Raw genomic sequence first — 26,127 nt, forward strand, 5'->3', positions numbered from 1 at the left:
CCTACATGAGAAAAGCGCCTTTGAACTGGGAGGATAGGGCTTGTCTAGGGTCCAATCCGCGCCAGTTCAGAAGGCACTTTTCACGTGAAGACTATCGTCTCCCAGCGCAAGATCGTGGCGTCCGCCGACGGCTCGGGACTCATCTCGCAAGCCGGCGGGCTGCTGCTGGCAGAGACGCTGCGGGTCACCGGCCTGGGCAATGCGCTGTCGGCGCAGCTGGAGCGGTGGCGGCCATCACGAGCGATCCACGACCCCGGAAAGATCATCACCGACCTGGCCCTCACGCTGGCGTTGGGCGGGGACTGCCTGGCCGACATCGCGATACTGCGCACCCAGCCCGACCTGTTCGGACCCGTGGCATCCGATCCGACGGTGTCCCGGCTGATCGACCGGCTGGCCGCCGACCCCGCCCGCGCGCTCCAGGCGATCCGCACCGCCCGGGCCGCCGCCCGGCAGCGGGCCTGGTCACTGTCCGGGCAGGACGCATCCGGAACCGACGGCGAGCTGATCCCCCTCGACATCGACGCCACCATCGTCATCGCCCACTCCGACAAACAGCACGCCACACCGACCTGGAAGAAGACCTACGGCTTCCACCCGCTGACCGTTTTCGCCGACCACGGTCCCGGCGCCGCCAGGGAGCCGCTGGCCATCATGCTCAGGCCCGGCAACGCCGGGTCCAACACCGCCGCCGACCACATCGAGGTCACCCGCCTGGCCCCGGCCCAGCTCCCCAAACCGCGCCGGCGGCAGGTGCTGATCCACACCGACTCCGGCGGCGGCACCCACGAGTTCCTGTCCTGGCTGAACAAACCCGGCCGCCGGCTCGCCTACTCCATCGGGTTCACCCTCAGCGACGACATCGCCGCCGCGATCCTGGCTCTGCCTCCCGATGCGTGGACGCCCGCCTACGACGCCGACGGGCAGGTGCGGCCTACCAGGTCTACGGGGTGAATCCGAAGCAGGCGGCTCGGCATCGTGAGCTGGTGTCGCTGTCGGGGGCCAAAAGCGACAAGGCCGACGCCCGCACTCTTGCGGACATGATCCGAACTCGTCGTCACCAGTTGCGCCCAGTCGCGGCCGACTCCAACGAGTGTGAGGCGGTGAAGGTCGTGGCCCGCGCTCACCAGACCATGATTTGGGAGCGGACCCGGCAGACACTCCGGCTACGGGCGGTCCTGCGCGACTACTTCCCCGCCGCCCTGGCCGCCTACGCGCCGCTGACGCTGACCGGGCCTGACGCCTTGGAACTGCTGGCCGAGGCCGCCGACCCTGTCAGCGCGGCCAAGCTGTCCATCGCCCGGATCTCCGCTGTGCTCAAACGCTCCCGCCGCCGTGATGCCGCGGCTAAAGCCGCTGCGATCCGGGATGCGCTGTGCACCGAGCACCTGGGCCAATCCGAGATCGTCACGGGTGCCTACGCGGCCACAGTCCGGGCGACCGTGGCGGTCCTGCAGACCCTGAACTCGCAGATCAAGACATTGGAAGAGCAGGCCGAGGCGTATCTTGGTCGCCATCCGGACGCTGAGGTCTACCTCTCCCAGCCTGGCTTGGGCGTCATCACCAGCGCCCGGGTGCTCGCGGAGTTCGGCGACGCGCCGGGCCGCTACACCAGCGCCAAGGCCCGCAAGAACTACGCCGGCACCAGCCCGATCACGCGCCAGTCGGGCAAGTCCAAAACAGTGCACGCTCGTTTCGTTCACAACGATCGTTTGGTGGACGCCCTTCACACGCAGGCCCTCTCAGCGGCCCGCCACGACGCCGGCGCCCGCGCCTACTACGACGAATTACGGGCCCGCGACATCAGCCACAACGCCGCCCTCCGCCAGGTCGGCAATCGCCTCGTCGGCATCTTGCACGGCTGCCTCAAAACCCACACCTACTACGATCAAGCAACCGCCTGGTCGCATCGTTACAGCGGCCTCGCAGCTTGACCATAAAGCTCATGGGGTGTCTGCTTCGTCACCAACACCCGGACCGTCAGCTCGCCGACCTGGAACTGCGGCACCGCCGCCGCGCCCGCTGCGAGGACCGCATCCGCGCCGCCAAGGACACCGGCCTGCGCAACCTGCCGCTGCACGACTTCACCCAGAACCTGATCTGGTGCGAGATCGTCGCGCTGGCATGCGAACTGCTGGCCTGGATGCAGATGCTCGCCCTGCACGGACCGGCCCGCCGCTACGAACCCAAACGACTGCGGCTGAGACTGTTCGCCGTCGCCGCCCGCCTGGTCCGCGGCGGCCGACGCCTCCGCCTGCGCATCACCGCACACTGGCCCTGGGCCGGCCACCTCGCCGCCGCCATCACCCGGCTACAAGCGCTCCCGGCTCCGACCTGACCAGCACAAACCCGCCCCGACGACGAGAAGGGACACCCAGCGGGCCCGTGGAACCCCGCCCACCCGGCGCGACAGCCGGGCCACCAGACTGACCAAGACGGCGAAATCAACTCCCAGCCGAACCGCTCAGCCGACCAGACGAAGATCGTGAAACATCGAGGTTAATGAGGTTACTTGTCTTACTCTTCCGCATTCGATGTGATTACCGTTGGGTAGTTGAGCTTTTCTGGGTTGGACAAAATGTGTGCCTGGTCCGGCCGTTAATCGCCGTGGACGACACTCCAGCAGTCGTCGAGGTTCGCGCATTCGACCATATGGTTGATTTCGACTGTCACATATTCCCCCAAACTCCTCACCGGCCAGGAATTTTGCCAGGTCAACTTAGGTCTGCCTGTAGAACTGTGCCGCGAACGTTCACTGTTACGGCTGGTCCGTACACCTCGTAGCGATCACGGCGCTGGAGCCGGCAATCGTGTTTGGTGGTGGATTCGGGAAGATCATTAAAAGACAGGGTAGAGAACTTGAGCCCTTCGATTGTATTGTGAGGCTGGCAACTCTGGATGAGCGCCATCTCTGGCGTATCATCCAGAAGTCGCCAAATTGGCTCAGCTGGCCAACTGTGTGGATGTAACGGCATTCCTGTGTTCGTCAGAGTAGGAGTTCATGGCGGTAGTGGTGGTGGCTGCCGTCATGAATACTGTCGCGCAGATGAGCGCCCTGACCAGCAGGGTCTTGATCTTCCCCGGTTCGGAGGGCATACGTCTCCTGAGTGCTGAAATATCTATAGCAGGAAGCGTGCGTGACACTCTTCCCTCTTCCGCTGGATGATCATAGAGCGGTCGGGCCTCCTATGGGGGTCAACTGCAGCACTTTATTGGTCCGCAACGATGGCTGTTTTTATGGGGCTGGGTCATTTTCTATACAAGTGAGGTCGGATGCCCGATCTTGCTCTCGCGCTGGCTAGGCGAACGAGACGTTGCTCACCGCGCTGGAGACCTGCTCCAGTGCTTGGGCGCCGTGGTCCCCGCGCCAGACACCTCTAGCGCCCATCAGCGGCGCTAGCATGGAGAGCGCTCTCCCGTTGATGGGTTAGAGTTCTCCCATGAGGGAAGATCGCCCGGCCTCGCCCACTCTTGAGGACGTCGCCAGGGCTGCGGGGGTCTCTCGCGCCACCGTCTCCAGGGTCATCAACGGGATCCGAAACGTCGACCCGAGTATCCAAGAGACCGTACGCCAGGCGGTCGCGGCCGTCGGCTACGTGCCCAACCGGGCGGCCAGATCACTGGTCACCGGCAGGACCGGGTCCATCGCCCTGGTCGTCTCGGGGGCGGGGCAGTTCTTCGCCCGGGTGTTCACCGATCCGTTCTTCGGGCGGGTGGTGAGCGGGATATCGGGGCATCTGCGGCCGCTGGGCGTGCATCTGGTCCTGATGCTGGCCGAGGCCGCCGACGCGCGGGCCCAGGTGGTCGACTACCTGAGACAGGGGCACGTGGACGGCGCCATCCTGGTCTCCACCCACGCCGAGGATCCCCTCCCGGCCCAGCTGGTGGAGTCCGGCCCGCCGGTGGTGCTCTTCGCGCGGCCCGCCCAGCCGATCAGGATCAGTTATGTGGACGTCGCGCACAGCACCGGAGCCCGGCTGGCCGCCGACCATCTGGTGGCTCGCGGCTGCCAGCGGGTGGCCACCATCTCCGGCCCCCTGGACGTGCCCGCCAGCCTGGAACGGCTCTCCGGGTTCCGGGAGGCGATGGCCAGGCACGGGTACGCGTACCTGCCCAGTGTGGAGGGGAACTTCACCCAGGAGAGCGGCGAACTGGCGATGGAGCGCCTGCTCGCCGAGCACCCCGACATCGACGGCCTGTTCGCCGGGAACGACCTGATGGCGCAGGGCGCGCTGGTGGTCGCCCAGGCGCACGGCCGCCGGGTCCCGGAGGACCTCGCGGTGGTCGGCTTCGACGACAGCAGCGCCGCCACCGCCTGCCGTCCGCCGCTCACCACCGTGCGCCACCCGGTCGAGGACATGTCCGCCGAGATGGCCCGCCTGCTGCTCGCCCACATCGACGATCCGGCCCGCCGCGTCACATCAGTGATCTTCGAGCCGGAGTTGATCATCCGCGAGTCCGCTTAGGCGGGCCGGGCCGCAGCGGTCAGGTCGCCTCCAGGACGCGGGTGGCGCGGGCGCCGCGCACCCGGCCGACGCGGTCGGCCTCCGCCTCCAGGGCCGGGCGGGGGAGAGGTTCGAACGCGGTGACCGTGAGGTCCAGGACGTTCTTGCCCGCCATCTTGGCCCGCCAGGTCCCGGCGATCTCCCCGTTCAGCAGGACCGCGCCGGGATTGCCGAGAATGCGCCAGATCTCGGACTGCCGGGCCTTCTCGGGCACCAGCAGCGTGCGGTCCCTGGCCTGCAGGTACGGATCGGACGGCGGCAGCAGCCGGAGCAGCCGGGGGCTCGGCGCCTCGCGCAGGGCGGGCACCCGTTCGGCGGGCAGCCAGGCCTTGCGCCCGTCGATCCGGATCTCGGCCAGGTCCTTCGGCCACATGCGTTTGACCTCGGTGAGCGTGGTGCCCAGGAACTTGGCCGCCTCGGCCGGGGTGGCCGGGCCGAGCAGGGTCAGGTACGCGCGGACCACCGACTCCGGGGCCACCGACCGGGTGGGCACGGCCGGCCGGTGCGTGGCCGGGGCCAGCGTGGTGGCCGAGCCCTGCGGCGTCAGCCGTACCCCGGCGGCCAGGCCGACCTGCTGGAACAGGGCGCCGGAGATGTGCTGCGCGGAGCAGCCCCGGCACCAGTAGGTGAGGCACTCCGGGATCTGGGCGCTGACCGCCTTGCTCACCTCGCCCTTGGACATCGGCTGGATGACCACGTCGTGCATGGCCTTGGCCGCCGAGCGGAAGGCGGCCAGGCCGAGCTTGGCGCCCTCCTTGATCTGCGCGGTCGCGATCCGGGCTGTCGCGTCCGCGTCGCTGACCGGCCAGAGCGCGGCGGCCAGCGCGGGGAGGTCGGACGTGCGGTGCAGGTGCGGCGCGCCCCTGGTGGACCAGACCAGGGTGAGCGCCGAGTCCTCCGGGTCGGCCGAGGTGCGGGCCGACACGGCCTGCCGGGCCGACCCGTACGGAGTGTCCTGGACGCCCAGGTCCAGGACGGCGAGTTCGCTGGGGGGAAGAGCGGTGCGGTCAAGCTGTTGCGCCGCGACGCGGTAGGCCAGCACCTGGCGCCGATCCACGTTCATAGCTCCGACCTTAGCCGTCCCGGGTGGGGCCAGGGGTTGGGCTCGCACGACCCGACCGACTTGGTCTGCTGGACCATGACGGGCGCGAGCTTGCCCTTGCCTGGGCACTGCTTATGGCCGTGGCCGAGGCTGTGGCCGACCTCGTGGTTGATCAGGTACTCGCGGTAGGAGGCCAGGTCCTTGCCGTAGCTGTCCGCGCCCTCGTTCCAGCGCATCGCGTTGATCACCGCGCGGGTGCCGTTGAAGCAGGACAGCCGCCCGGCGGTCTGGAGCGGGAAGCACTGGTCGTCGACCTGGACCGGGCTGGACAGCGACACCCGGACCGTGACCGGACCCGAGGTGACCCGCTTGAACCGGCCCCAGCCCCGCGGGTCGTTGAGGATCCGGTGCACCTCGTCGGCGAAGTCGTCCCCGGAGTACGGCAGGCCCTGCTCCACCTCCACGATGTACCGGTAGAGCGGCCCTTCACCCTTCGGCGCGTCCGCCTTGTGGCGGACCGTGACGTACTTGCCGTTCGCGTGGTTCGGCACGGTGACCCGGGCGGGCTGCACCCGGCCGTTCACCACCTGCCGCTTGTCCGGCCGCACCCCCTCCCGTGCCTTCAGCACCTCCGGCTGGGCGGGCACGGCCAGTCCGGCCGGCGCCGGTCGCGCCTGCGGCGTGGTCGCCGCCACCGGCTCGTGCGCCGGCTGCTGGCGTGCGATCAGTACGGCCCCGCCGGCCACGCCCACAGCGAGGATCCCCGCCGCCGCGAACAGGAAACGATGGTCCACAAGCTCTCCCCAACCCCCACGATCTATCCCCAGGGCACAGATCATAACGGGAAAACGATCACATCATTGGCCCCGCACGCTGGCGTTTCTTCCCTTGGCGAAACTTGACGTATCTGTTTTCCCCGGAAAAGCGCCGCGAGTCCGACATTTCCGAACTACAGTCGATTGTTATCGGGCGGTTATGGAGGAAGTGTGCTGGAACGTTCCCCTGGGGACACGATCACTGAGGACCTGTTAGCCGTCGTCACCGGGGAACTTGGTTACCGGGAGAAGCCTGGCCAGCACACCAAGTTCGGGGCGTGGTACGCGGAAACCGTCAAAGATCCGCAATACCGGAACGCGCCCTGGTGCGACATGTTCATCGCCTGGGCGGCCGACCGTGCCGGGGTCACCGACTACGTGGGCGCGTTCGCCTGGACCCCCTCGCACGCGCGCTGGTTCGAGCAGCACAACGCCTGGACGGACACTCCGGAACCGGGCGCGCTGGTCTTCTTCGACTGGGCGGGCGGCGATGACATCAAAGGCATCGACCACGTGGGAATCGTGGAGAAAGTCGAAAACGGGAAACTCCACACCATCGAGGCGAACGTCGACCGCGTCTGGTTAAAACGCAAGGTCAGGGACGAATCCAAGGTGGTCGGGTACGGCGTCCCGCGCCTGGTCCGTGACACGCTCAACGCCTCGCCGGACACCCTCAACCTGCGGCCCGACGCGGTGACGGCCGTGGCCGGGGGCGCCTCGGGCGTCTCACCCGGCGCCGCCGTCGCCACCGGCGTGCTCGCCCTGGCGCTCGGCGCCTCCCTCATCGCGACCGGGCTGCACGTACGCCGGCTCGCGCGGGCCGCCAAGGCCACGGGCAGACATCGCCGGAAGCGTGCCAAGCAATCAGTGGACGTAGACGCTGTCGACCGCCAGGCCCACCGGGGAGACGTACTGGAAGGGGCTGGTGTCGGCGTAACGGACCGCCGTCTCGGTTGACCGCTGAAACCGGCTCAGCCGTCGGCGGCCCAGCCGTGCGTACGCATCAGAAACGCCGCCACCCGCACGAACCGATCCTGATCGAGGATCGCGCCCTCCCGCCGGATGTCATCCTCGGCTAGCTCGAAAACCCGATCCACCCGCAGGTACGACGGCCGCCCGCTCCGATCCCAGGCCCCCGAGCCCAACGGCAGCCACTCATCCCCGCCGTCGCCCTTGCTGGACAACATCATCCCCAGCAGCCGGCGCCCGTTCCGCCCCACCACCAGCAGCGGCCGGTCCTTCCCCCGCGAGGGATCCTCCTCGTACGGCACCCAGGCCCACACGATCTCCCCCGGATCGGCCAGACCGTCCAGATCCGGCGAGTACGCCAGCGAGGCCGTCCGATCCAGCCGGTGAACCTCACGAACCGCCCCCCGAACCGGCCGGGGATCCGCACCATCGTCACGCATCCGGCAACCCTACCAACCCAAGATCCACCCCTTTGTCGCCGTTACGGCACCAGAGCCGACACCTTCTTCGGCACACACATCCGCCAGGCCTCCACCACCAGCTCCCGCGTCTCCTCCTCATCCAGCGCCGCCAGCCACCCCCGCACCCAGTGAAACCGCATATCCGACTCCCGAGGCAGAAAGAACTTCTCCGGCTCCGCGGCCACCAGCCCCGCCCGCTCCTCCTTCGGAAACCCGAATCCCATCGACAACTCATCAGCCGCCACAGCCAAATACACAATCCTCCCCACCCGAAACGTCACCCGCTCCCGGACAAGCCGCTCCTCGGTCCGCGGCAACCCCAACGCCACCCCACGAATAAACCCAACAGTCACCATGCGCCGATCCTAGGCCGATACGCTCTGGCGGGCGGTGGAGTCGGGGGCGGTGCCGCTCGTTTAGCGGGGCGTTGTCGGTTGGATTCGCATTGTTATGGAGTTTGAGCGGTTTTAGGAGGCCGTGCCCGGCATAGTTAGGAGCACGAGCCAGGAAATTTCGGGATTTGTTCTTGGTGGGGGCGGGCCATGGTTGTGGTTGGGACCTGGAATCTGGAGAACCTGTATCGGCCGGGCGGGCAGTTCGGGCCCCGTGATGAGGCCGCGTACGAGGCCAAGCTGAAAGCGCTGGCGGGCACGATCGCGCAGATCGGGCCGGACGTGCTCGGGGTGCAGGAGGTGGGGGAGCCGGCGGCGCTGGCGGATCTGGTCGGGCTGCTGGACGGGGAGTGGCACGTCGAGCTGTCGCAGATTCCGGACGGGCGCGGGATCCGGGTCGGCTTCGTCAGCAGGTTGCCGCTGACCGTGCTGCACGACCGGACGGCGTTTCCCCGGCCGCTCGACCCCGTGCAGCACGAGGACGACGGCGACACCGTGGGCACGACCAGCCGGGGCATGCTGGCCGTCCGCGCCGGTGACGACCTGACCCTGGTCGCCGCGCACCTGAAGTCCAAGCTGCTCAGCTTCCCCGGCGGGCGCTTCCAGCCCCGCGACGAGGGGGAAAGGGCAAGAGCCGGCGCGTACGCGCTCTACCGCAGAACGGCGGAAGCGGTCACCCTGCGCGGCCTGGCCGACGAACTGCTGCTGGGCGAGGGCGAGACCAGGAAACTGATCGTGCTGGGGGACCTGAACGACGGGGTGGAGGCCGCCACCACGCAGATCCTGGTCGGGCCGCCCGGATCCGAGATCGGCACCTCGGGGGAGCGCATCCGCGACCGGGGCGACCGCTGGCGGTTGTGGAACCTCGCCCCCCGCATCCCCGAGGCGGAACGCTATTCGAGGGTCTACCACGGCCGCCCCGAGCTGATCGACCACATCCTGGTCAGCCGCGCCCTGCTGGAGCGGATCCAGACGGTGCACTCGGTGCTGGACCACGGTCTGCCCTCGGTGGGCGACCTGCCGGGCGTGCGCCGCGACACACCGGATTCCGACCATGCCCCCATCACGGTCACCCTGGCCCTGTGACAACATCCTTGTATGCGTAAAACGGGGTGGCTGGTAGCGGGATTGGCAGCGGCGGGGGCCGCTTGGGCGATGCGGGACATCCCCGCCGCGATGGGAGCGAAACCGGCGGGTGAACGGCTGGCACGCATGCGCCGTTCCCCGCAGTTCGACGGTAAACGGTTCACCAACCGGGCGGAGACCGCGATCACCCCTGCCGGCCAGGGCAACCAGATCGTGCGCGACTTCATCCTGGACCGCGAGCAGCGCCGCCCGCACCAGGAGGTCCCCCTTCTGACGCCCTCCGCCACCCCGCTGAGCAGCCTGGACCTCGTCTGGTACGGCCACGCCTCCACGCTGATCGAGATCGAGGGCCGCCGGGTGCTGTTCGACCCGGTCTGGAGCGACCGCTGCTCGCCCGCCCCCCACCTGGGCCCGCGCCGCCTCCACCGGCCGCCCGTGCCCCTGGACACCCTTCCCCAGGTGGACGCCATCGTGATCTCCCACGACCACTACGACCACCTGGACATGCCCACCGTACGGACCTTGGTCGGCCTTCAGTCGGCGCCCTTCCTGGTCCCGCTCGGCGTCGGCGCCCACCTGGAGCGGTGGGGCGTGCCCCCGTCCCGCATCGTCGAACTCGACTGGGACGAGGGGGCCACCGTCGCCGGTCTGCGCATCACCGTCACCGAGGCCCGCCACTTCTCCGGTCGCGGCCTCGTCCGCAACGGCACGCTCTGGGGCTCCTGGGTGGTGACCGGCGCCCACCGCCGCGTCTTCTACACCGGCGACTCCGGCTACTTCTCCGGCTACGCCGAGATCGGCGCCAAGTACGGCCCCTTCGACCTGGCCCTCATCCAGATCGGCGCCTACAGCGAGTCCTGGCCGGACATCCACATGACCCCGGAGGAGGCGGTCGCCGCCCACCTCGACCTCCGCGCCGACCTGCTGGTCCCCGTGCACTGGTGCACCTTCATCCTGGCCTTCCACGCCTGGGCCGAGCCGGTGGACCGGCTCTGGCGGGAGACCAAGGCCCGGGGCGTACGGCTGGCCGTGCCGAAACCGGGCGAGCGGGTGGCCGTGGACCAGCCGCCCCTGGTGGACGGCTGGTGGCAGTCGATCGCCTGAGACCTGAGACCCCTGAGATCCCAGTACCATTACCCGGGTCTTGGCATGTCTCGACTGGGGGAGGGGCTAGTGGCGGAGAAGGTCATTCTGATTGATGATCTTGATCAGTCCGAGGGGGAGGACGTGGTCCGCAGGGAGTTCCAGCTCCTGCAGCGGACCTTCGCGATCGACCTGTCGGAGGTCAACGACCGGCGGCTGCGCGACGCGGTCAGCCTGATCGAGCTGGCCCTGGAGCGGGGCCGGGAGGTCAAGCAGGCGACCAGGTCCCGGCGGGCCGCCGAGCCGCAGCGGCTGCGCGGCCACACCAACAGCGACGTCCGCAAGTGGGCGGCCGAGCAGGGCATCGAGGTGCCCGCCCGGGGCACGCTGCCGGACGAGGTGATCGACAAGTTCATCGCCGCCGTGCAGGCGCCCGAGGAAGGCTGACCAGCGGGTGCGGATCGACCTGCACGCCCACAGCGCCGCCTCGGACGGGACGCAATCCCCGGCCGAGGTGGTGCGCAGGGCCCGCGCGGCCGGTCTGGACGTGCTCGCGCTGACCGACCACGACACGGTGGCCGGGCACGCGCCCGCCGCACAGGCGCTGCCCGCCGGGCTCACCCTGGTCCCCGGCATGGAACTGTCCTGCCGCAGGGACGGGATGAGCATCCACCTGCTGGCCTACCTGTTCGATCCCGCCAACCCGGAGCTGACCGCCGAACTGGCCCGCATCAGGGCGGCCAGGGAAGGCCGGGCCGCCGCCATGGTGGCGCGGCTGGCCGAGCTCGGCGTGCCGATCACCCTGGCCATGGTGGAGTCCATCGCCGCCGGCGGCGTGATCGGCCGCCCGCACATCGCCCGCGCCATGCTGGCCACCGGCGTGATCGCCACCCTGGAGGAGGCCTTCACCCCCGCCTGGATCGGCCCGGGCGGGCGCGCGTCCGTAACCCGCTACGCCCTGGACCCCACCCGCGCCGTACGGCTCACGCGCGCGGCCGGCGGCGTCCCCGTCCTGGCCCACCCCCGCGCCGCCAAACGCGGCAGGACCGTCCCCGACGAGTGGATCGCCGAACTCGCCGCCGCAGGCCTGGCCGGACTCGAGGCCGACCACCCCGACCACACCCCCGAACAACGCGCCGACCTCCACGCCCTGGCCACCGACCTGAACCTCCTCACCACCGGCTCCAGCGACGACCACGGCACCCTGACCGGCCACCGCCTCGGCCGCGAAACCACCGCCCCCGCCCAGTACGAACGCCTGATCTCCCAGGCCACCGCGGCCCGCCCCATCTCCGGCGGCGCCGCACCTTCGGCGTCTCCGGCATAGGGAGACTGAACCAGGTGCCACAGCTCCCTGCGCACCGAGTGGGAGCCTGGTGCGACCTTCCAAGGATTCGGCGAACGTGGCGGCGGTCAGGGCAGGGTGAGGATCTGCGGGCCGTCCTCGGTGATGGCCACGGTGTGTTCCACGTGGACGGCGCGGGTGCCGTCGGAGCTGCGTAGGGCCCAGCCGTCGTGGGCGGTGTAGTAGCGGTCGGAGCCGCCGGACAGGAACATGGGCTCGATCGCGATGGTCAGGCCGGGTTTGAGGACCATGCCCCGGCCGGGGCGGCCCTCGTTGTGGACGAAGGGGGCCTCGTGCATGTGGCGGCCGATGCCGTGGCCGCCGAAGCCGTCGGGGATGCCGTATCCGGCGGCACGGCCGACCCGGCCGATGGCGTGTTCGATGTCGCCGAGCCGGTTGCCGGGGATGGCCGCCTGGATGGCGGCCTCCATGGCCATCCAGGCCACTTCGATGAGCCGTTCGTCGGGGCTGAGGACCGTGGTGGTCTGCCGCATCGGCTGTGTGGCACCCGACATATCCGTAATTTCGGGTGTGGGGTGCGGGGTGCGGCGTTCCGTTCCCCGGCTGCCCACCACCATGCTGAAGGCGGCGTCTCCCGCCCAGCCGTCCAGGTACGCCCCGAAGTCGAGGGTGAGCAGCTCACCCTCGCGCAGTCGGTACCGGTCCGGGATCCCGTGCACGATCACGTCGTTCACCGAGGTGCACATCACCGCGGGGAACGGGGTCGGCGCGAAGTCGGGCTTGTAGCCGAGGAACGCCGACCTCGCCTTGTTCTCGTCGAGGACCGTCGCCGCGATGTCGTTCAGCTCGGCCAGCCGCACCCCGGGGGCCACGGCCGCCGCGACGGCGTCGAGCGCGCGGCCGACGACGCGGCCGGCCTCCCGCATCGCCGCCAGCTCGCCCGGTGTCTTCAGTTCGACCATGGTGCCTCCTCGCACGCTGCTTCCCAATAGTTATACCGGGATTCTTATCACGGTTGCTAGGATGCTCTCATGGTCCGACCATCGCTCACCGAACTCGACCACCAGCGCGGCCACCGCCTCGGCCGCCTGCTCCGCGAGGCCAGAGGCGCCCGCAGCATGCCCGAGGTGGCCGCCGCCGCCGGCCTCTCGCCGGAAACCCTCCGCAAGATCGAAACAGGCCGCATCCCCACTCCGGCCTTCTTCACGATCGCCGCCCTCGGGGCCGCCCTCGGCATCTCCCTCGACCTGCTCGCCCAGGCCTGCGCCGAGGACCGCGCCGCCTGACGGCCCCCCACAAAGGCCGCGCAGACGCCCCAGAAATGCCCACAGAGGCCCCGTGAAGGTCCGCAGAGACCCCGGCGAAGGTCCTGTAGAGGCCCCGGAAGGCCAGCAAGAAAGACCCCGCAGGGTCAGGAAAAGCGCGACCGGTGGCCATCGGATGACGGCCACCGGTCGGACGTACCAGATCTACCGGTTCTTCCTGCCCTGGTCGGTCAGGCCGGCGCGACGGAGAGCCTCCGCCATCGCGCCGCCCGCAGGGGCGCTGTCGCGGCCGGAGCCGCCACGGTTCTGGCCGCGCCCACCGCCCTTACCGCCGCCACCGCCCTTGCCCCCCTGGCGGGGTTCGCGGTTGGGCGCCGCCGGGCGGGCCGCCTCGTCATCCAGGCGCAGGGTCAGCGAGATGCGCTTGCGCGGGATATCGACGTCCAGGACCTTCACCTTCACGATGTCACCGGACTTCACCACATCCCGGGGATCCTTCACGAAGTTCGCCGACATCGCGGACACGTGGACCAGACCGTCCTGGTGCACGCCGATGTCCACGAAAGCCCCGAAGGCCGCCACGTTGGTGACGACCCCCTCCAGGATCAGGCCGGGCTTCAGGTCGGCGATCTTCTCGACGCCGTCCCTGAAGGTGGCCGTCTTGAAGGCCGGACGCGGGTCCCGGCCGGGCTTCTCGAGTTCCTTGAGGATGTCGCTCACCGTGGGCAGACCGAAGGTGTCGTCCACGAAGTCGGCGGCATTGATCCGCCGCAGCGCCCCCGTGTCCCCGATCAGCGACTTCAGCTCGCTTCCCGTCGCGGTCAGCATCCGCCGGACCACCGGGTACGCCTCCGGGTGCACGCTGGAGGCGTCCAGCGGGTCGTCCCCGCCGGGGATGCGGAGGAACCCGGCGCACTGCTCGAACGCCTTCGGCCCCAGCCGGGCCACGTCCTTCAGCGCCCGCCGGGTCCGGAACGGGCCGTGGGTGTCCCGGTGCAGCACGATGTTCTCGGCCAGCCCGGAACCGATCCCCGACACCCGGGTGAGCAGCGGCGCGGAGGCGGTGTTCACGTCCACCCCGACCGCGTTCACACAGTCCTCGACCACCGCGTCCAGTGAGCGGGACAGCTTCAGCTCCGACACGTCGTGCTGGTACTGCCCCACCCCGATGGACTTGGGGTCGATCTTGACCAGCTCGGCCAGCGGGTCCTGGAGCCGCCGCGCGATGGACACCGCCCCGCGCAGCGACACGTCCAGCCCGGGCAGCTCCTGGGAGGCGTACGCGGAGGCGGAGTACACCGAGGCCCCCGCCTCGGAGACGACGATCTTGGTCAGCCCCGGCATCAGCTTGACCAGCTCCCCGGCCAGCTTGTCGGTCTCCCGGGAGGCCGTGCCGTTGCCGATCGCGATCAGCTCCACCCCGTGCTTCTGGGCCAGCGCCCCCAGCACCGCGATCGACTGGTCCCACTGCCGGCGCGGCTCGTGCGGGTAGATGGTGGCGGTCTCCACCACCTTGCCGGTGGCGTCCACCACGGCCACCTTCACGCCGGTGCGCAGCCCGGGGTCGAGTCCCATCGTCGGGCGGGTCCCGGCGGGCGCGGCCAGCAGCAGGTCGCGCAGGTTGGCGGCGAACACCCGGACCGCCTCGTCCTCGGCCGCCTGCCAGAGCCGGGTGCGCAGGTCGATGCCCAGGTGCACGAGAATCCTGGTCCGCCAGGCCCACCGTACGGTGTCCAGCAGCCAGCGGTCGGCCGGGCGGCCCTGGTCGGCGACGCCGAACCGGCGGGCGATGCGCTGCTCGAAGGTGCTCGGCCCGTCCTGCGGCTCCTCCGGCTCCAGGGTGAGGGAGAGGATCTCCTCCTTCTCGCCGCGGAACATGGCCAGGATGCGGTGCGAGGGCAGCTTGCTGAACGGTTCACCGAAGGCGAAGTAGTCGGAGAACTTGGCCCCGGCATCCTCCTTGCCCTCCTTCACCTGGGAGACCACCCGCCCGCGGTTCCACATGCTCTCCCGCAGGTCGCCGATCAGGTCGGCGTCCTCGCCGAACCGCTCGATCAGGATGGCCCGCGCGCCCTCCAGGGCCGCCGCCGCGTCGGCCACGGCCTCCCCGACGTACGCCGCCGCCGTGGCGGTAGGGTCCAGCCCCGGGTCGGCCAGCAGCGCGTCGGCCAGCGGCTCGAGACCGGCCTCCCGGGCGATCTGCGCCTTGGTCCGCCGCTTCGGCTTGTACGGCAGGTAGATGTCCTCCAGCCGCGCCTTGGAGTCGGCCGCCATGATCTGCGCTTCCAGCGCCTCGTCCAGCTTGCCCTGGGACCTGATCGACTCCAGGATCGCCGCCCGTCGCTCCTCCAGCTCGCGCAGGTAGCGCAGCCGCTCCTCCAGCGACCGGAGCTGGGCGTCGTCCAGCATCTCGGTCGCCTCCTTGCGGTACCGGGCGATGAACGGCACGGTCGCCCCACCGTCCAGCAGCTCGACGGCGGCGGCCACCTGCCGCTCCCGGACCCCGAGCTCCTCGGCGATCCGCTGGTTGATCGAAGTCGTCACGGTCCTTCTTCTCTCTGGCTCGGCGCGGCCCCAGAAAGCGGCCCGCACCGGCCCGCCCCCGCCGCCCGGCCTATTCTGCCCGACCACCGCCCGCCCGCCGAATGTTCCACCGGAGGACGTGCCAAATGAAGCTGTTCACCCGCTTTGATCCGCACGCCTATGCTTCGCATCATGGTGCGGGTTCTGGTCCTGGGTTCCATAGGCGCGGAGGTCGCCGGTCGTCCTGTCGAGTTGGGCACGACGCTCCATCGGGCCGTGATGGCCCGGCTGGTCTGCGCGCAGGGGCACATCGTGTCCACCGACCGGTTCATCGACGACCTGTGGAAGGGCCAGCCCCCGCCGAAGGCCCTCGGCGCGTTGCAGGTCTACGTCTCGAACCTGCGGCGGATCCTGGAGCCGGGGCGCGCGCCGCGGGCCGCGGCCAGGGTGCTGGTGAGCGCCCCGCCCGGCTACCGGCTCATGCTCGGCCCCGACGATGTGGATGCCTGGCGGTTCCCCCGGTTGGTGGAGTCCGCGGCCGGTCTGCTCGCGGAGGGCAGGCCCGCCGACGCGCTCGCCACGGTCGACGAGGCGCTGGCCTTGTGGACGGGGCCGGCGTACGCGGAGTTCGCCGACCAGGAGTGGGCCGTGCCCGAGGTGGTCCACCTGCAGGAGCTGCGGGCGGTCGCCGTCGAGTACCGCGCCGAGGCGGGCCTGGCGCTGGGCCGCCACGCCGAGCTCGTCCCCGAGCTGGAGCGGCACGTCGGTGCCCAGCCGCTGCGGGAGAACGCGGTACGGCTGCTCGCGCTCTCCTACTACCGTGCCGGTCGGCAGGGGGACGCGCTCGCGGTCCTGCGCCGCACCAGGGAGCTGCTGGTGGAACAGCTCGGCGTGGACCCCGGGCCCGCGCTGCGCAGTCTGGAGGGGGACATCCTCGCCCAGGTCCCCTCCCTGGACCTGATGGTGACGGAACCCGCGCCGGTGCCGCTGGTGGTGCCCCCGCCGCGCCCGCAGCCGCCCGCTCCGCGCGGGATGGTCGGGCGTACCAGGGAGCTCGCCCGCCTCACCGCCGCGGCCGGCCAGGCCGAGGGCGGGTTCCGGCTCGCGTGGCTCGGCGGCGAGGCCGGCTCGGGCAAGAGCACGCTGGCCGACGCCCTCGTCCGGCAGCTGGCGGGGCAAGGCTGGCAGGCCGTCGTCGGCCGGTGCCCGGAGACGACGGGGGGCGTGCCGCCCGCGTGGGCCTGGAGCGAGGTGCTGCGCCATCTGGCGGCGAGCACGCCGCCCCCGCCGGAGACCGCCGCGCGCCTGGCGCCGCTGCTGACCGACGACGCCGCGCCGGTCGGCCAGTTCTGGCTGGCCAGGGCGGTGGGCGACTACCTGGAAGGCGTGCCGGGGCCGCTGTTGATCGTGCTGGACGACGCCCACCGGGCCGACGAGGAGACCCTCCAGCTCCTGCGCCACCTGGCCGTACGGCTGGCGGGCACGCCCGTCCTGGTCCTGCTCACCCACCGGCCGGGGGAGGGCGGCGCCGACCTGCTGGCGACCGGCGCCGCGCTCGCCGTGCAGACCGTGGAGAACCTGACCCTGGGCGGGCTCGGGCCGGAGGAGGTCGCCCGGCTGCTCATGGAACGCTCCGGCCTGGACGTGGACGAGGCCACCGTACGCAGGGTCAGCGACCGTACGGGCGGCAACCCGCTGTTCGTGAGCGAGACGGCGCGGCTGCTCGCGCTCGATGGTCCGACGGCCGTCAACGCGCTGCCGCCCGGGGTGCGGGATCTGATCCGGCGGCGGGTGGCCCGCCTGCCCGGGGCCGCGCAGACGACGTTGCGCAGCGCGGCGGTGCTCGGCCGGGAGGTCGACGCCGACGTGCTGATCGCGATGCCGGGAAGCGACGAGGAGGCCGTGCTCGACGGGCTGGAGGCGGGGGTGCTGGCCGGGCTGCTGGACGAGCCCCGGCCGGGACACGTGCGTTTCGCGCACGTGCTGGTCCGGGAGACCCTCTACGAGGACATTCCCCGGCTGCGCCGGGCGCGCATCCACGGGAAGGTGCTGACGGCACTCGAAGCCGTACGGCCCCGGGACGTCGGAGCGCTGGGGCACCACGCCCTCGCCGCCGCGAGCAGCGCCACCGCGCTGACCGCGGCCGAGCACGCCTCCCGGGCGGCGGCCCAGGCCTCGGCCCTGTACGCCTACCGGGACGCGGCGGCCTTCCTGGAGGGCGCGCTGGGGACGCTCGACCTCGCGCCTGAACCGTCCGACGCGATCCGGCTCGACCTGCTCTGCCGGCTGGTGTCCGCGCTGGCGCACGCCGGTCAGCTGGAGCGGGCGCTGGAGGCCAGGGCGAAGGCGATCGCCGTCGCCCGGAAGATCGCTGATCCGAGCGCCTTCGCCCGGGCGCTCGTGGCGTTCGACGCGCCGATCATCTGGACCATCCAGCCGGACCGGAGGCTCGAGCCGGATCTGGTAAGGGCCGTCGAAGAGGTGCTGCCGGAAGAGCGGGGCGAGTTGCGCTGCCGCCTCCTGGCCATGTTCTGTCACCTCATCGAGGGGCACGATCACGGCCGCCTGGAGGCGGCGAGCACCGAGGCGGTGGCCATCGCCAGGGACCTCGGCGACCCGCACCTGCTCTGCATGGCGCTCAACGCCCGGTACTGGGCCTGCCACGACCCGGACCGGCGCGAGGAGATGGAGCGGGTCGGCCAGGAACTGCTGCGCGCTTCCGCATCGGTCGGGCTGCTCGGCTACCAGATGCTCGGCCACGTGGCGCTCTGCATGGTCATGCTGGGGCGCAACGACTGGGCCGCCGCCCGGCGCCACGCCGACCAGGCCGCGGAGCACTCGACGAGCGGTCAGCTCGCCCACGCTCTGGCCATCCTCGGGTTCTTCGACGCCCTGCACCTGCTGGTCCGCGGCGAGTTCGAGGAGGCCGAGCGGGCGTACACGACGCTGGGGCAGCGCATGGTCGAGATGGGGGCGCCGAACTGGGCCACCATGGGCCCTGTCGGCCGGTTCGTGGTCTGTGTGGTGACCGGACGCTTCGAGGACGCCGTGGCGGTGATCGCCCCGGTCTACGAGGTGATCCCGGACGGGGCCGGGGAGATGCTCGCCCGCGCGCTCGCGGGAGCCGGTCGCCTGGCGGAGGCCAGGGCCGTATGGCCGCCGGAACTTCCGCGCCGGGACTACGCCTGGCTGTTGATGATGGCGGCACGGTCGGCGAACGCGATGGCGATGGAGTCCCGCGAGAAGGCCGGGGAGTGCTACGAGTTGCTCCTTCCCGAGGAGGGGGAGATGGCCGGGCTGAACTCCGCGTCGGTCACGTTCGGACCGGTGGCCCACACGCTCGGCGATCTCGCGGTGTTCCTCGGCCGGCCGGAGACGGCGGCAGGGCATTACCGGCGGGCCGTGGAGGTGGCCAGGCAGGTGGGCTCCCCGCACTGGGAGGAGGACGCCCGCAAGGCGCTGGCGCGGCTCCCGGCCGGCTGATCATCCGGGGGAGACGGCGCCGGTCAGCTGGGCGGCGACCAGGCGGGCGTAGCGTCCGCCCAGGGCCAGCAGCTCCGGGTGGGTGCCGTGCTCGATCACCCGCCCCCGGTCCAGGACGAGGATCAGGTCGGCGTCCCTGACCGTGCTGAGCCGGTGCGCGATGACGACGCGGGTCTGCGGCAGGCCCGCCAGGCGGGCCTCGATCTCCGCCTCGGTGGCGGCGTCGAGCTGGCTGGTGGCCTCGTCCAGCAGGAGCACCCTGGGGTGCGGCAGCAGCGCGCGGGCGAGGGCCAGCCGCTGGCGCTGGCCTCCGGACAGCCCGCCGCCCTCGACCAGCAGCGTCTCGTAGCCCATCGGCATCGCCGTGATCTCCTCGTGCAGGCAGGCGAGCGCGGCGGCCTCGGCGATCCGCCGCTGGGACGCCTCCGGGTCGTTGAACGCGATGTTCTCCCCGATGGTCCCGGTGAACAGGGACGGTTCCTGGGTGACCACCCCGAACTGGCGGCGCAGCGAACGCTGGTTGAGCTCGGCGGCGGGGACGCCGTCGTACCGGATCTCGCCCTCGGTGGGGGTGTGGAGGGCGAGCAGCAGCCGGGCGAGGGTGGTCTTCCCCGAACCGGAGGCGCCCACCAGCGCGACCTTCTGGCCGGGCCGTACGGTCAGCGAGACCTCGCGCAGCACCCACGGGCCGCGGGGGTCGTGCCGGAAGCCCACCCCGCGTAGTTCGATCCCGCCGCGCAGGCGCAGCACCTCGATGCCGGAGGACGGCTCCGGCTCGCCGGCCAGGATGTCCGACAGGCGGTCGAAGTGGGCGCCCGCCTCCTGGAGGTTCCGCAGCGAGGTCAGCAACGAGCCGAGCGGGGTGAGCGCGGCGGCCGCGACGGAGTTGAGCGCGAGCAGCGTGCCCAGGCTCATCGACCCGTCGAGCACCCGCCACGCGCCGATCCACAGCAGCCCGAGGGGCGCCAGATAGTGGATCCCGGCCAGCGCGGCGTCGACCAGGCCCTTGACCAGGCCGCCGCGCACGTCGGCGTGCAACTGGCGGGCGAACTGCTCCGACCAGCGCTTCAGCGCCAGCGGCTCGGCGCCGGACGCCTTGAGCGTCTCGATGCCGCCGATGGCCTCCAGCAGGCGGCTCTGCGCGGCGGCCAGGGCCGACAGCTCGCGCCGGGTGAGGTCGCCGACCCGCCGGGCAGTACCGAGCAGCAGACCGCCCTGGAGCAGCGCGAGCAGCAGCAGGAAGCCACCGAAAACGGGGTCCGCCAGGACGACGAGCACAAGGTAGACCACCGCGAGCGGCCCGTCGAGCAGCGTCGCGAGGAGCTGGCCGGTCAGCGTCTCGCGCAGGGAGACGACGCTGGTGGTCCGGTTCACCAGGTCGCCCTTCCCCCGGGTGGCGAAGTACCGGTACGGCAGCGCGATCAGGTGGGACACCAGATTCTCTGTCACCTCGCCGTCGGTGCGCGCACGCAGCGCGACGAGCAGCACCGAGCGCAGGTACGCCACCGCGAACTGGGTCACCGCGGCGGCCAGCACGGCGGCCCCGACCAGGATGAGCAGCCGCTCGTCGCCGTACGGCAGGACCCGGTCGACGACCACCGGGAACGCCGTCGCCAGCCCAAGGCCGAGGATCTGGAGCAGCACCGAGGCCGCCAGCACCTGGGCCAGCAGTCCCTTCCTCCTGAGCAGCAGCGTGCGCAGGAACTCCCGGCGCCAGGCCTGGGCGGCGCCGGAACGCGCCCGCCGGAAGCCCGGGGCGGGCTCGAAGGCCAGCAGCACGCCGGTGAAGCCGGCGTCGAACTCCTCGGCGGAGAGCCGGGCGCGCCCCTGGGCCGGGTCGACGACGTCCACCCCGCCGGGCGTCCATCGCTCGACCACCAGGAAGTGCTGGAACTCCCAGTGCACGACGGCCGGCATCGGCACCCGGGCGAGGTCGGCGGGCTCCAGCGAGAACGCCTTGGCCCGCAGGCCGAAACGTTCGGCGGCCTCGACGATGGCGAGCGCGCTCAGGCCGTCCCTGCCCGCGCGCAGCCGGTCGGCGACCTCCTGGACGGCGGTGCGGCGGCCGTGGAAGGACAGCACCATGGCGAGGCACGCGGCCCCGCACTCGGTGGCCGCGTTCTGCATGACCACGGGAACCCGTCTCATCCCAGGACTCCCGCGCCCAGCACGAGCCAGGCCAGCACCGCGGCCGGCGCGACGACCGCCACCCACAGGGTCACGAACGTGGTCGCGCCCAGCGTCACGGGGCGGGGCTGCGCCGTCCCGGCGCGCGCCCCGGCCCGGAAGATCCGCTCGCCGCTCACAGCGCACCCGTCCGCGCCGTGGTCCCCCAGAACCATTCGATCTTCGCGGCACGGCGGCGCTCCGCCAGCCACTCGTCGAAGATCCGCCGCTCGACGCGGCGGCGCGTCTCGTCGTCGAGTACGGCGCCGAACTCTGCCTGGTGCTCCGCGAAGTAGGACTCGACCCTGCCCGCCGTCACCCGCTCGCGCACGCGCGCCGCCGCCGCCTCCCCGGCCACCAGCGCCGCCAGGTCCACGTCCGTGAGGCAACGCTGGTCCATCCACGCGCGGGTCTGCTCGACGGTCAGCAGGCCCCTGGCCCGGCGGAAGGCGTCCACCGCCTCCTGGAGTTCGTCGTCGGTGAGCTCGACGGGGGACTCCGTCAGCTCCGCCTGGAGCAGGGTGGCGGTGACGATCCGGTCCATCAGCCGGGCCTCGTCCCACAGGAAGTCGAGCCGGGCGACCGCGTCGGCCACCGTCACGCCCACCCCGTCGATCCGCAGCAGGAGCAGCTCGCTGGCCCGGTGCACGCCACGCAACGGCCACGGCAGGTTCTGCTCCGGGCACCAGGACAGCGAGACCGTGCCCTCGCCCGCCCGCTTGATCAGCAGGTCGTAGTGGCGCGAGCCGTCGTACTCCTCGCGCTGGCACAGCAGCCGGAACCGCACGTCCGGATGGCGCTCCCGCAGCCTCCGCAAGTGGTCGCTCGCCTCGGCGGGATCGGTTCCCGCCAGGTCACGCAGGGTGTCAAGCGCATCGGACAACATCACTGGTCTCCTTTCGCGGGCCGTGCAGCAGGAGGTCGCAGATGGCCTCGCTGATCGGCAGGCCGGTCGCGCTCTCGATCCAGAGCCACTGGCCGCTCGGGTTGACCTCCAGGAAGACGTAGCGCCCTTCCGGGGTCAGGATCAGGTCGATCGCGCCGTAACAGAGCCCGAGCCGCTCGACGATCTCGACGCACCGCCGGGCCACCTCGGCGGGGAGCCGGTGCGGCTGGTGGCGGGTGTTGCCCAGGTCGTAGCGGCGCCAGTCGAAGCGGGTGTGGTTGCTCTCCTGGGAGTGGATCTCCGCGGCGAAGACCGCCCGCCCGACGACGGTGACCCGCAGTTCCACCCGCTTGGCGACGTATTCCTGGACGATGACGGGCGCGAAGCGGATCGCGTCGGCGTGGATCACGTCGTGGGTGGACACGGCCTCGGCGTACCGGCCGACGTCACCCGGCGGGCGGGGATCGTCCAAGGGCTTGGTGATGATCCGCCCGTCGTGCCGGTCGTAGAAGTCCAGGAACTCGTCGGGGTCGGTGGTGACCAGTGTCGAGGGCAGGTCGAAGCCGAGCCGGCCGGCCAGCGCCAGCTGGGACGGCTTGCGCTGGGCGAGCATGATGGACTGCCTGCGGGCGGGCACGTGCCGGCAGTCGAGCTGGTCCCACAGGTCGCCCGCGAAGGCCGCGCATTCCCCCTCGGCGTACGCGCGGACCGCGGGGTCGGTGAGCTCCGCGTGGGCGACGGGCGGCTGGGGACGCCGGAACCACACGGCGGTCAGCGCGTCGAGGTCGAGCAGGCCGCCGTCCGTGTGCAGGGTGCGGCGCACCCGGGGCCCGTACGCGGCGGTGATCCGGGCCCGCGACGGGAAGTCGGCCGGGTCGAACACCACGGTCTCGGCTCCCCGGGCGGACAGGATCGTGGCGACCCGCTCGGCGTGCGCGTCCCCGTCCGCCGTCAGGATGAGTATCTCGCCAGGCATTTCGCTCCTCCTGGGACAGGACACGCGGGGCGCCGTCCGGCGCCCCGCGCGTCACACCGGATCAGGCGCCGGTGAAGTCGTCCCGGTCGCGCCAGCGCCGGCCGTCCGGGGTCATGACGATGCTGGTCAGGTCCGGGTTGGCGCCGCCGTTGACCAGCCGCAGGTCGCCCTCGTCGAGCTCACGGCCGACGGCCGCGATGTCGTCAATCTTGATCTTGGACATGTTCGTTTCCCCTCCACCGTCCTGGGACGGCCTCTTGTGCTGAAGAACCGGTGCCTTGAGCACCTGGTGAAACCGTAGAAACCAGCCCTTAGCTGTTTCTTGGTCAACTCTTGGACCGCTGACTTAGAAAGCACTTAGAAAAGGGAAGGCCCGCCGGGGGATCCCGGCGGGCCTGGTAGGTCGGCTGGTGGACTAGGCGAGACCGTTCTTCATGGCGGTGATCAGTTCGCCGCCGGTGGTGTCGCCGGTGAGTTCCCAGAAGAACGCGCCGCCGAGACCCTGGTCCTTGGAGTACGTCATCTTCCCGCCGATGGTGGCCGGGGTGTCGTAGCTCCACCAGTTGCTGCCGCACTTGGCGTAGGCGGTGCCCGCGATGGTGCCGGTGGACGGGCAGGTGTTCTTGAGGACCTTGTAGTCCTCGATGCCCTGCTCGTACGTGCCGGGCGCCGGGCCGGTGGCGGTGCCGCCGGGGGTCGCCTGGGTGACGCCGGTCCAGCCGCGGCCGTAGAAGCCGATGCCGAGCAGCAGCTTGCTCGCCGGCACGCCCTTGCCCTTCAGCTTCTGGATGGCCGCGTCGGAGTTGAAGCCGGCCTGCGGGATGCCGGTGTAGGAGGTGAGCGGGGAGTGCGGGGCCGTCGGGCCCTGCGGGGCGAAGGCGCCGAAGTAGTCGTAGGTCATCACGTTGTACCAGTCGACGTACTGGGCGGCGCCGCCGTAGTCGGCCGCGTCGATCTTGCCGCCGCTCGAGCCGTCGGCGGTGATCGCGGCGGTGACCAGGTTGTTGGAGCCGAACCGGTTGCGCAGCGCCTGCATCAGGGTCCGGAAGGAGGCCGAGCCGCTGCTGTCACAGGAGAGACCGCAGGCGTTCGGGTACTCCCAGTCGATGTCGATGCCGTCGAACACGTCCGCCCAGCGCGGGTCCTCCACCAGGTTGTAGCAGGAGTTGGCGAAGGCGGTCGGGTTGGCCGCGGCCTGGCCGAAGCCGCCGGACCAGGTCCAGCCGCCGAACGAGAACAGGATCTTGATGTTCGGGTACGCGGCCTTGAGCTTGCGCAGCTGGTTGAAGCTGCCGCGCAGCGCGCCCGCGTCCCAGGTGTCGGCGACGCCGTCCACGCTCTCGGCCGCGCTGTAGAACCGGTCGTAGTCGGCGTAGGTGTCGCCGAGCACGCACTGGCCGTTGGTCACGTTGCCGAAGGCGTAGTTGATGTGGGTCAGCTTGGACGCCGAGCCGCTGGTCACGATGTTCTTGACGTGGTAGCCGCGCTGGTAGACGCCCCACTGCACGAAGTAGCCGAGCAGCTTCTTACCGCCTCCGCCGGTCCCGCTGGTGGTGGCGGTGACCGAGTTGCTGAGGCCGGACTGGTTGTTGGCGGCGTCGCGGGCGCGTACCTGGTAGGTGTAGCTGGTGTTGGCGGCGCGGCCGGTGTCGGTGTACGTCGTGCCGGTGACCGTGGTGACCAGGGTGCCGCCACGGTAGATCAGGTAGCCGGTGACGCCGACGTTGTCGGTGGAGGCGTTCCAGGCCAGGGAGACGCTGCTGCTGGTGACGCCGGTGCTGCGCAGGTTGCCGGGCACCGAGGGAGCGGTGGTGTCGCCGCCGGTCCCGCTGGTGGTCGCGGTGACCGAGTTGCTCAGCCCGGACTGGTTGTTGGCGGCGTCGCGGGCGCGCACCTGGTAGGTGTAGCTGGTGCTGGCGGCGCGGCCGGTGTCGGTGTACGTCGTGCCGGTGACCGTGGTGACCAGGGTGCCGCCACGGTAGATCAGGTAGCCGGTGACGCCGACGTTGTCGGTGGAGGCGTCCCAGGCCAGCGAGACGCTGCTGCTGGTCACGCCGGTGCTGCGCAGGTTGCCGGGCACCGAGGGAGCGGTGGTGTCCCCGCCGCCGCCACCCCCGGTGACCGCGATCCCGGAGACGGTCGCGTAGTTGGCGCCGCCGTTCATGTTGAACTGCACGTTCAGCTGGCCGTCGCTGACCGTGGTGGTGTACGTGCGGTCGCAGGCGTTCAGCGCGCCGCAGGAGGCGAACACGTCGAAGCCGGTGGCCACCACCACGTTCTCGATGCGGATGTCGAACTTGCGCTGCCCGGCGGCGTTGGCCCAGTCCTCCATCATCTTCAGGGTCACCGTGTACGTGCCGTTGGCCACGTCGAACTTGTAGCCGCCCCACCCGTTGAACAGCTGGTACCGCTGGTAGAGAGCGTCGTCGGTGGTGCCGCCGATCGGGCTGGCGGTCGAGCCGGAGCCGTAGGAGGTCTCATAGCCCCAGGTGCCGCTGGTGTACGCCTTGTCGGCCAGCCAGCTGTTGCCGGCGCCGTCGGTGAAGGCGGGGCCGTTGGCGTTGGCCCGGATCGGCACGGTGACCGCGCTGTGGGCGGTCTGCGCGAAGAAAAGGGGAAGAAGCAGTGCCCCCACTGCCAGTAACAGGGTGTAGACGGTCCTGGTTCTCATTTGTGTGCTGCTCCACGTCCATGGGGGGATTGGGATACGAGGGACGCGTGTGCACGGCCGACCGGGTTCGGCGGGCACTCGTTCGACATCGCGGCGGTGATCGAGGGGACGGGCGGGGATCGCGGCATGACGTTCCCTAGCTGCGGGTTCCACAGTAACTATTAGGAAGCTTTCCTTTTAATTGGAGCGAACGTAACCCGCCCGCCGTTCCGGCGTCAACATGAGCTGGCCAGGAATCCTGGTCTTCAGGGCCGGGAGGAATGGCATCCCTTCCTGCGTCCGGACACTGGTCCAGGCGATTTTGGTTCTCGATGTACTCGCAAATGATCTTCAGGGGTGCGCCGCCGCGCGAACCGGCGAAGTACGAAGGCGGCCACAAGTGTCCGTGCATGTGGTGTCGGTTGGGGTCGGCGAGAGCCCACGAGGCTGTGGGGACGGTCGTTGCTGACGTCGTCCATGGCCTTAGCGGGCTGGACCCCGCGAGACAGTACGATGCCA

The 26,127-nt window shown here is 70.7% G+C and carries 23 protein-coding genes and 1 pseudogene; 11 read left to right on the plus strand and 13 right to left on the minus strand.

Features of this window, described 5'->3' with window-relative positions:
• The first annotated feature begins 84 nt into the window (after positions 1 to 84).
• The 4 genes and pseudogenes from KIP79_RS00920 (at position 85) to KIP79_RS00935 (ending at position 4,466) form a co-directional block, all read left to right on the plus strand.
• Positions 85 to 954, plus strand: coding sequence for an IS1380 family transposase (locus KIP79_RS00920; protein WP_214102717.1), 870 nt, complete (start codon positions 85 to 87; stop codon positions 952 to 954).
• A complete protein-coding gene (locus KIP79_RS00925) occupies positions 951 to 1,934 on the plus strand; it encodes an IS110 family RNA-guided transposase (RefSeq protein WP_308169496.1) in 984 nt (327 codons plus the stop codon). The genes KIP79_RS00920 and KIP79_RS00925 overlap by 4 nt, the downstream gene beginning before the upstream one ends.
• A gap of 47 nt (positions 1,935 to 1,981) precedes the next feature.
• Positions 1,982 to 2,338 (plus strand): annotated as a pseudogene (locus tag KIP79_RS00930) (transposase); the annotation flags it as partial.
• 1,102 nt (positions 2,339 to 3,440) lie between these two features.
• On the plus strand, positions 3,441 to 4,466 hold the full coding sequence (locus tag KIP79_RS00935) for a LacI family DNA-binding transcriptional regulator (protein WP_214102718.1): 1,026 nt from the start codon (positions 3,441 to 3,443) through the stop codon (positions 4,464 to 4,466).
• 19 nt (positions 4,467 to 4,485) lie between these two features.
• Here the strand turns inward: KIP79_RS00935 and KIP79_RS00940 are convergent, their stop codons facing one another.
• On the minus strand, positions 4,486 to 5,568 hold the full coding sequence (locus KIP79_RS00940) for a winged helix DNA-binding domain-containing protein (protein ID WP_214102719.1): 1,083 nt from the start codon (positions 5,566 to 5,568) through the stop codon (positions 4,486 to 4,488).
• Positions 5,565 to 6,341: a DUF3152 domain-containing protein gene (locus tag KIP79_RS00945; protein ID WP_308169497.1), complete on the minus strand. Its 777-nt coding sequence runs from the start codon at positions 6,339 to 6,341 to the stop codon at positions 5,565 to 5,567. The genes KIP79_RS00940 and KIP79_RS00945 overlap by 4 nt, the downstream gene beginning before the upstream one ends.
• 192 nt (positions 6,342 to 6,533) lie before the next feature.
• Here KIP79_RS00945 and KIP79_RS00950 point away from each other — a divergent pair, with 192 nt between their 5' ends.
• Positions 6,534 to 7,319 (plus strand): CHAP domain-containing protein, encoded by a 786-nt coding sequence (locus tag KIP79_RS00950; RefSeq protein WP_308169498.1) that lies wholly within the window; start codon positions 6,534 to 6,536, stop codon positions 7,317 to 7,319.
• Positions 7,320 to 7,333: 14 nt separating this feature from the next.
• On the opposite strand, the gene KIP79_RS00955 is transcribed toward KIP79_RS00950, so the two are convergent.
• Positions 7,334 to 7,771 (minus strand): type II toxin-antitoxin system PemK/MazF family toxin, encoded by a 438-nt coding sequence (locus KIP79_RS00955; RefSeq protein WP_214102721.1) that lies wholly within the window; start codon positions 7,769 to 7,771, stop codon positions 7,334 to 7,336.
• A 41-nt stretch (positions 7,772 to 7,812) separates the two neighbouring features.
• Positions 7,813 to 8,148, minus strand: a complete 336-nt coding sequence (locus KIP79_RS00960; RefSeq protein WP_214102722.1) for an MmcQ/YjbR family DNA-binding protein — start codon at positions 8,146 to 8,148, stop codon at positions 7,813 to 7,815.
• 186 nt (positions 8,149 to 8,334) lie between these two features.
• Between KIP79_RS00960 and KIP79_RS00965 the strand changes: the two genes are divergently transcribed.
• From KIP79_RS00965 to KIP79_RS00980, 4 genes are all read left to right on the plus strand, one after another.
• Positions 8,335 to 9,270: an endonuclease/exonuclease/phosphatase family protein gene (locus KIP79_RS00965; RefSeq protein WP_214102723.1), complete on the plus strand. Its 936-nt coding sequence runs from the start codon at positions 8,335 to 8,337 to the stop codon at positions 9,268 to 9,270.
• Positions 9,271 to 9,282: 12 nt separating this feature from the next.
• Positions 9,283 to 10,374, plus strand: coding sequence for an MBL fold metallo-hydrolase (locus KIP79_RS00970; RefSeq protein WP_214102724.1), 1,092 nt, complete (start codon positions 9,283 to 9,285; stop codon positions 10,372 to 10,374).
• A 69-nt stretch (positions 10,375 to 10,443) separates the two neighbouring features.
• Complete coding sequence (locus KIP79_RS00975; RefSeq protein ID WP_214102725.1) at positions 10,444 to 10,800, plus strand: Lsr2 dimerization domain-containing protein; 357 nt, start codon at positions 10,444 to 10,446, stop codon at positions 10,798 to 10,800.
• A gap of 7 nt (positions 10,801 to 10,807) precedes the next feature.
• Positions 10,808 to 11,680 carry a PHP domain-containing protein gene (locus tag KIP79_RS00980; RefSeq protein ID WP_214102726.1) on the plus strand — a complete coding sequence of 291 codons (873 nt, stop codon included), beginning with the start codon at positions 10,808 to 10,810 and terminating at the stop codon, positions 11,678 to 11,680.
• Positions 11,681 to 11,766: 86 nt separating this feature from the next.
• Here KIP79_RS00980 and KIP79_RS00985 read toward each other — a convergent pair whose 3' ends face one another.
• A complete protein-coding gene (locus KIP79_RS00985; RefSeq protein ID WP_214102727.1) occupies positions 11,767 to 12,621 on the minus strand; it encodes a type I methionyl aminopeptidase in 855 nt (284 codons plus the stop codon).
• Positions 12,622 to 12,690: 69 nt separating this feature from the next.
• Here KIP79_RS00985 and KIP79_RS00990 point away from each other — a divergent pair, with 69 nt between their 5' ends.
• Positions 12,691 to 12,945 carry a helix-turn-helix domain-containing protein gene (locus KIP79_RS00990; RefSeq protein WP_214102728.1) on the plus strand — a complete coding sequence of 85 codons (255 nt, stop codon included), beginning with the start codon at positions 12,691 to 12,693 and terminating at the stop codon, positions 12,943 to 12,945.
• Positions 12,946 to 13,128: 183 nt separating this feature from the next.
• Here the strand turns inward: KIP79_RS00990 and KIP79_RS00995 are convergent, their stop codons facing one another.
• The gene (locus KIP79_RS00995) at positions 13,129 to 15,468 is read right to left on the minus strand and encodes a Tex family protein (protein WP_214102729.1); all 2,340 of its coding nucleotides are present in this window, start codon (positions 15,466 to 15,468) and stop codon (positions 13,129 to 13,131) included.
• A 171-nt stretch (positions 15,469 to 15,639) separates the two neighbouring features.
• Between KIP79_RS00995 and KIP79_RS01000 the strand changes: the two genes are divergently transcribed.
• Positions 15,640 to 18,930, plus strand: coding sequence for an ATP-binding protein (locus KIP79_RS01000; RefSeq protein ID WP_214102730.1), 3,291 nt, complete (start codon positions 15,640 to 15,642; stop codon positions 18,928 to 18,930).
• Here KIP79_RS01000 and KIP79_RS01005 read toward each other — a convergent pair whose 3' ends face one another.
• The 7 genes from KIP79_RS01005 to KIP79_RS49970 form a co-directional block, all read right to left on the minus strand.
• Positions 18,931 to 21,078 (minus strand): peptidase domain-containing ABC transporter, encoded by a 2,148-nt coding sequence (locus tag KIP79_RS01005; RefSeq protein WP_214102731.1) that lies wholly within the window; start codon positions 21,076 to 21,078, stop codon positions 18,931 to 18,933.
• Entirely contained in the window at positions 21,075 to 21,236 is a 162-nt protein-coding gene (locus KIP79_RS01010; RefSeq protein WP_214102732.1) for a hypothetical protein, read from the minus strand. The genes KIP79_RS01005 and KIP79_RS01010 overlap by 4 nt, the downstream gene beginning before the upstream one ends.
• The gene (locus KIP79_RS01015) at positions 21,233 to 21,982 is read right to left on the minus strand and encodes a TIGR04500 family putative peptide maturation system protein (RefSeq protein WP_214102733.1); all 750 of its coding nucleotides are present in this window, start codon (positions 21,980 to 21,982) and stop codon (positions 21,233 to 21,235) included. The genes KIP79_RS01010 and KIP79_RS01015 overlap by 4 nt, the downstream gene beginning before the upstream one ends.
• Positions 21,963 to 22,958, minus strand: a complete 996-nt coding sequence (locus tag KIP79_RS01020; RefSeq protein ID WP_214102734.1) for an MvdC/MvdD family ATP grasp protein — start codon at positions 22,956 to 22,958, stop codon at positions 21,963 to 21,965. The genes KIP79_RS01015 and KIP79_RS01020 overlap by 20 nt, the downstream gene beginning before the upstream one ends.
• Positions 22,959 to 23,019: 61 nt before the next feature.
• The gene (locus KIP79_RS01025; RefSeq protein ID WP_214102735.1) at positions 23,020 to 23,181 is read right to left on the minus strand and encodes a hypothetical protein; all 162 of its coding nucleotides are present in this window, start codon (positions 23,179 to 23,181) and stop codon (positions 23,020 to 23,022) included.
• Between the two features lie 192 nt (positions 23,182 to 23,373).
• Entirely contained in the window at positions 23,374 to 25,629 is a 2,256-nt protein-coding gene (locus KIP79_RS01030) for a glycosyl hydrolase family 18 protein (protein ID WP_214102736.1), read from the minus strand.
• A gap of 136 nt (positions 25,630 to 25,765) precedes the next feature.
• Positions 25,766 to 26,020 (minus strand): transposase, encoded by a 255-nt coding sequence (locus KIP79_RS49970; RefSeq protein WP_214102737.1) that lies wholly within the window; start codon positions 26,018 to 26,020, stop codon positions 25,766 to 25,768.
• Positions 26,021 to 26,127 lie beyond the last annotated feature (107 nt).

Origin of the sequence: Acrocarpospora catenulata (assembly GCF_018476525.1) — a bacterium.
In the GTDB taxonomy this organism is placed as follows: domain Bacteria; phylum Actinomycetota; class Actinomycetes; order Streptosporangiales; family Streptosporangiaceae; genus Acrocarpospora; species Acrocarpospora catenulata.

Coding starts and splice junctions, on each gene's coding strand:
- KIP79_RS00935 (WP_214102718.1), top strand. CDS start 3,441: ATGAGGGAAGATCGCCCGGCCTCGCCCACTCTTGAGGACGTCGCCAGG.
- KIP79_RS00940 (WP_214102719.1), bottom strand. CDS start 5,568: ATGAACGTGGATCGGCGCCAGGTGCTGGCCTACCGCGTCGCGGCGCAA.
- KIP79_RS00955 (WP_214102721.1), bottom strand. CDS start 7,771: ATGCGTGACGATGGTGCGGATCCCCGGCCGGTTCGGGGGGCGGTTCGT.
- KIP79_RS00960 (WP_214102722.1), bottom strand. CDS start 8,148: ATGGTGACTGTTGGGTTTATTCGTGGGGTGGCGTTGGGGTTGCCGCGG.
- KIP79_RS00965 (WP_214102723.1), top strand. CDS start 8,335: ATGGTTGTGGTTGGGACCTGGAATCTGGAGAACCTGTATCGGCCGGGC.
- KIP79_RS00970 (WP_214102724.1), top strand. CDS start 9,283: ATGCGTAAAACGGGGTGGCTGGTAGCGGGATTGGCAGCGGCGGGGGCC.
- KIP79_RS00985 (WP_214102727.1), bottom strand. CDS start 12,621: ATGGTCGAACTGAAGACACCGGGCGAGCTGGCGGCGATGCGGGAGGCC.
- KIP79_RS00990 (WP_214102728.1), top strand. CDS start 12,691: ATGGTCCGACCATCGCTCACCGAACTCGACCACCAGCGCGGCCACCGC.
- KIP79_RS01000 (WP_214102730.1), top strand. CDS start 15,640: ATGGTGCGGGTTCTGGTCCTGGGTTCCATAGGCGCGGAGGTCGCCGGT.
- KIP79_RS01005 (WP_214102731.1), bottom strand. CDS start 21,078: ATGAGACGGGTTCCCGTGGTCATGCAGAACGCGGCCACCGAGTGCGGG.
- KIP79_RS01015 (WP_214102733.1), bottom strand. CDS start 21,982: ATGTTGTCCGATGCGCTTGACACCCTGCGTGACCTGGCGGGAACCGAT.
- KIP79_RS01020 (WP_214102734.1), bottom strand. CDS start 22,958: ATGCCTGGCGAGATACTCATCCTGACGGCGGACGGGGACGCGCACGCC.
- KIP79_RS01025 (WP_214102735.1), bottom strand. CDS start 23,181: ATGTCCAAGATCAAGATTGACGACATCGCGGCCGTCGGCCGTGAGCTC.
- KIP79_RS01030 (WP_214102736.1), bottom strand. CDS start 25,629: ATGAGAACCAGGACCGTCTACACCCTGTTACTGGCAGTGGGGGCACTG.
- KIP79_RS49970 (WP_214102737.1), bottom strand. CDS start 26,020: ATGCACGGACACTTGTGGCCGCCTTCGTACTTCGCCGGTTCGCGCGGC.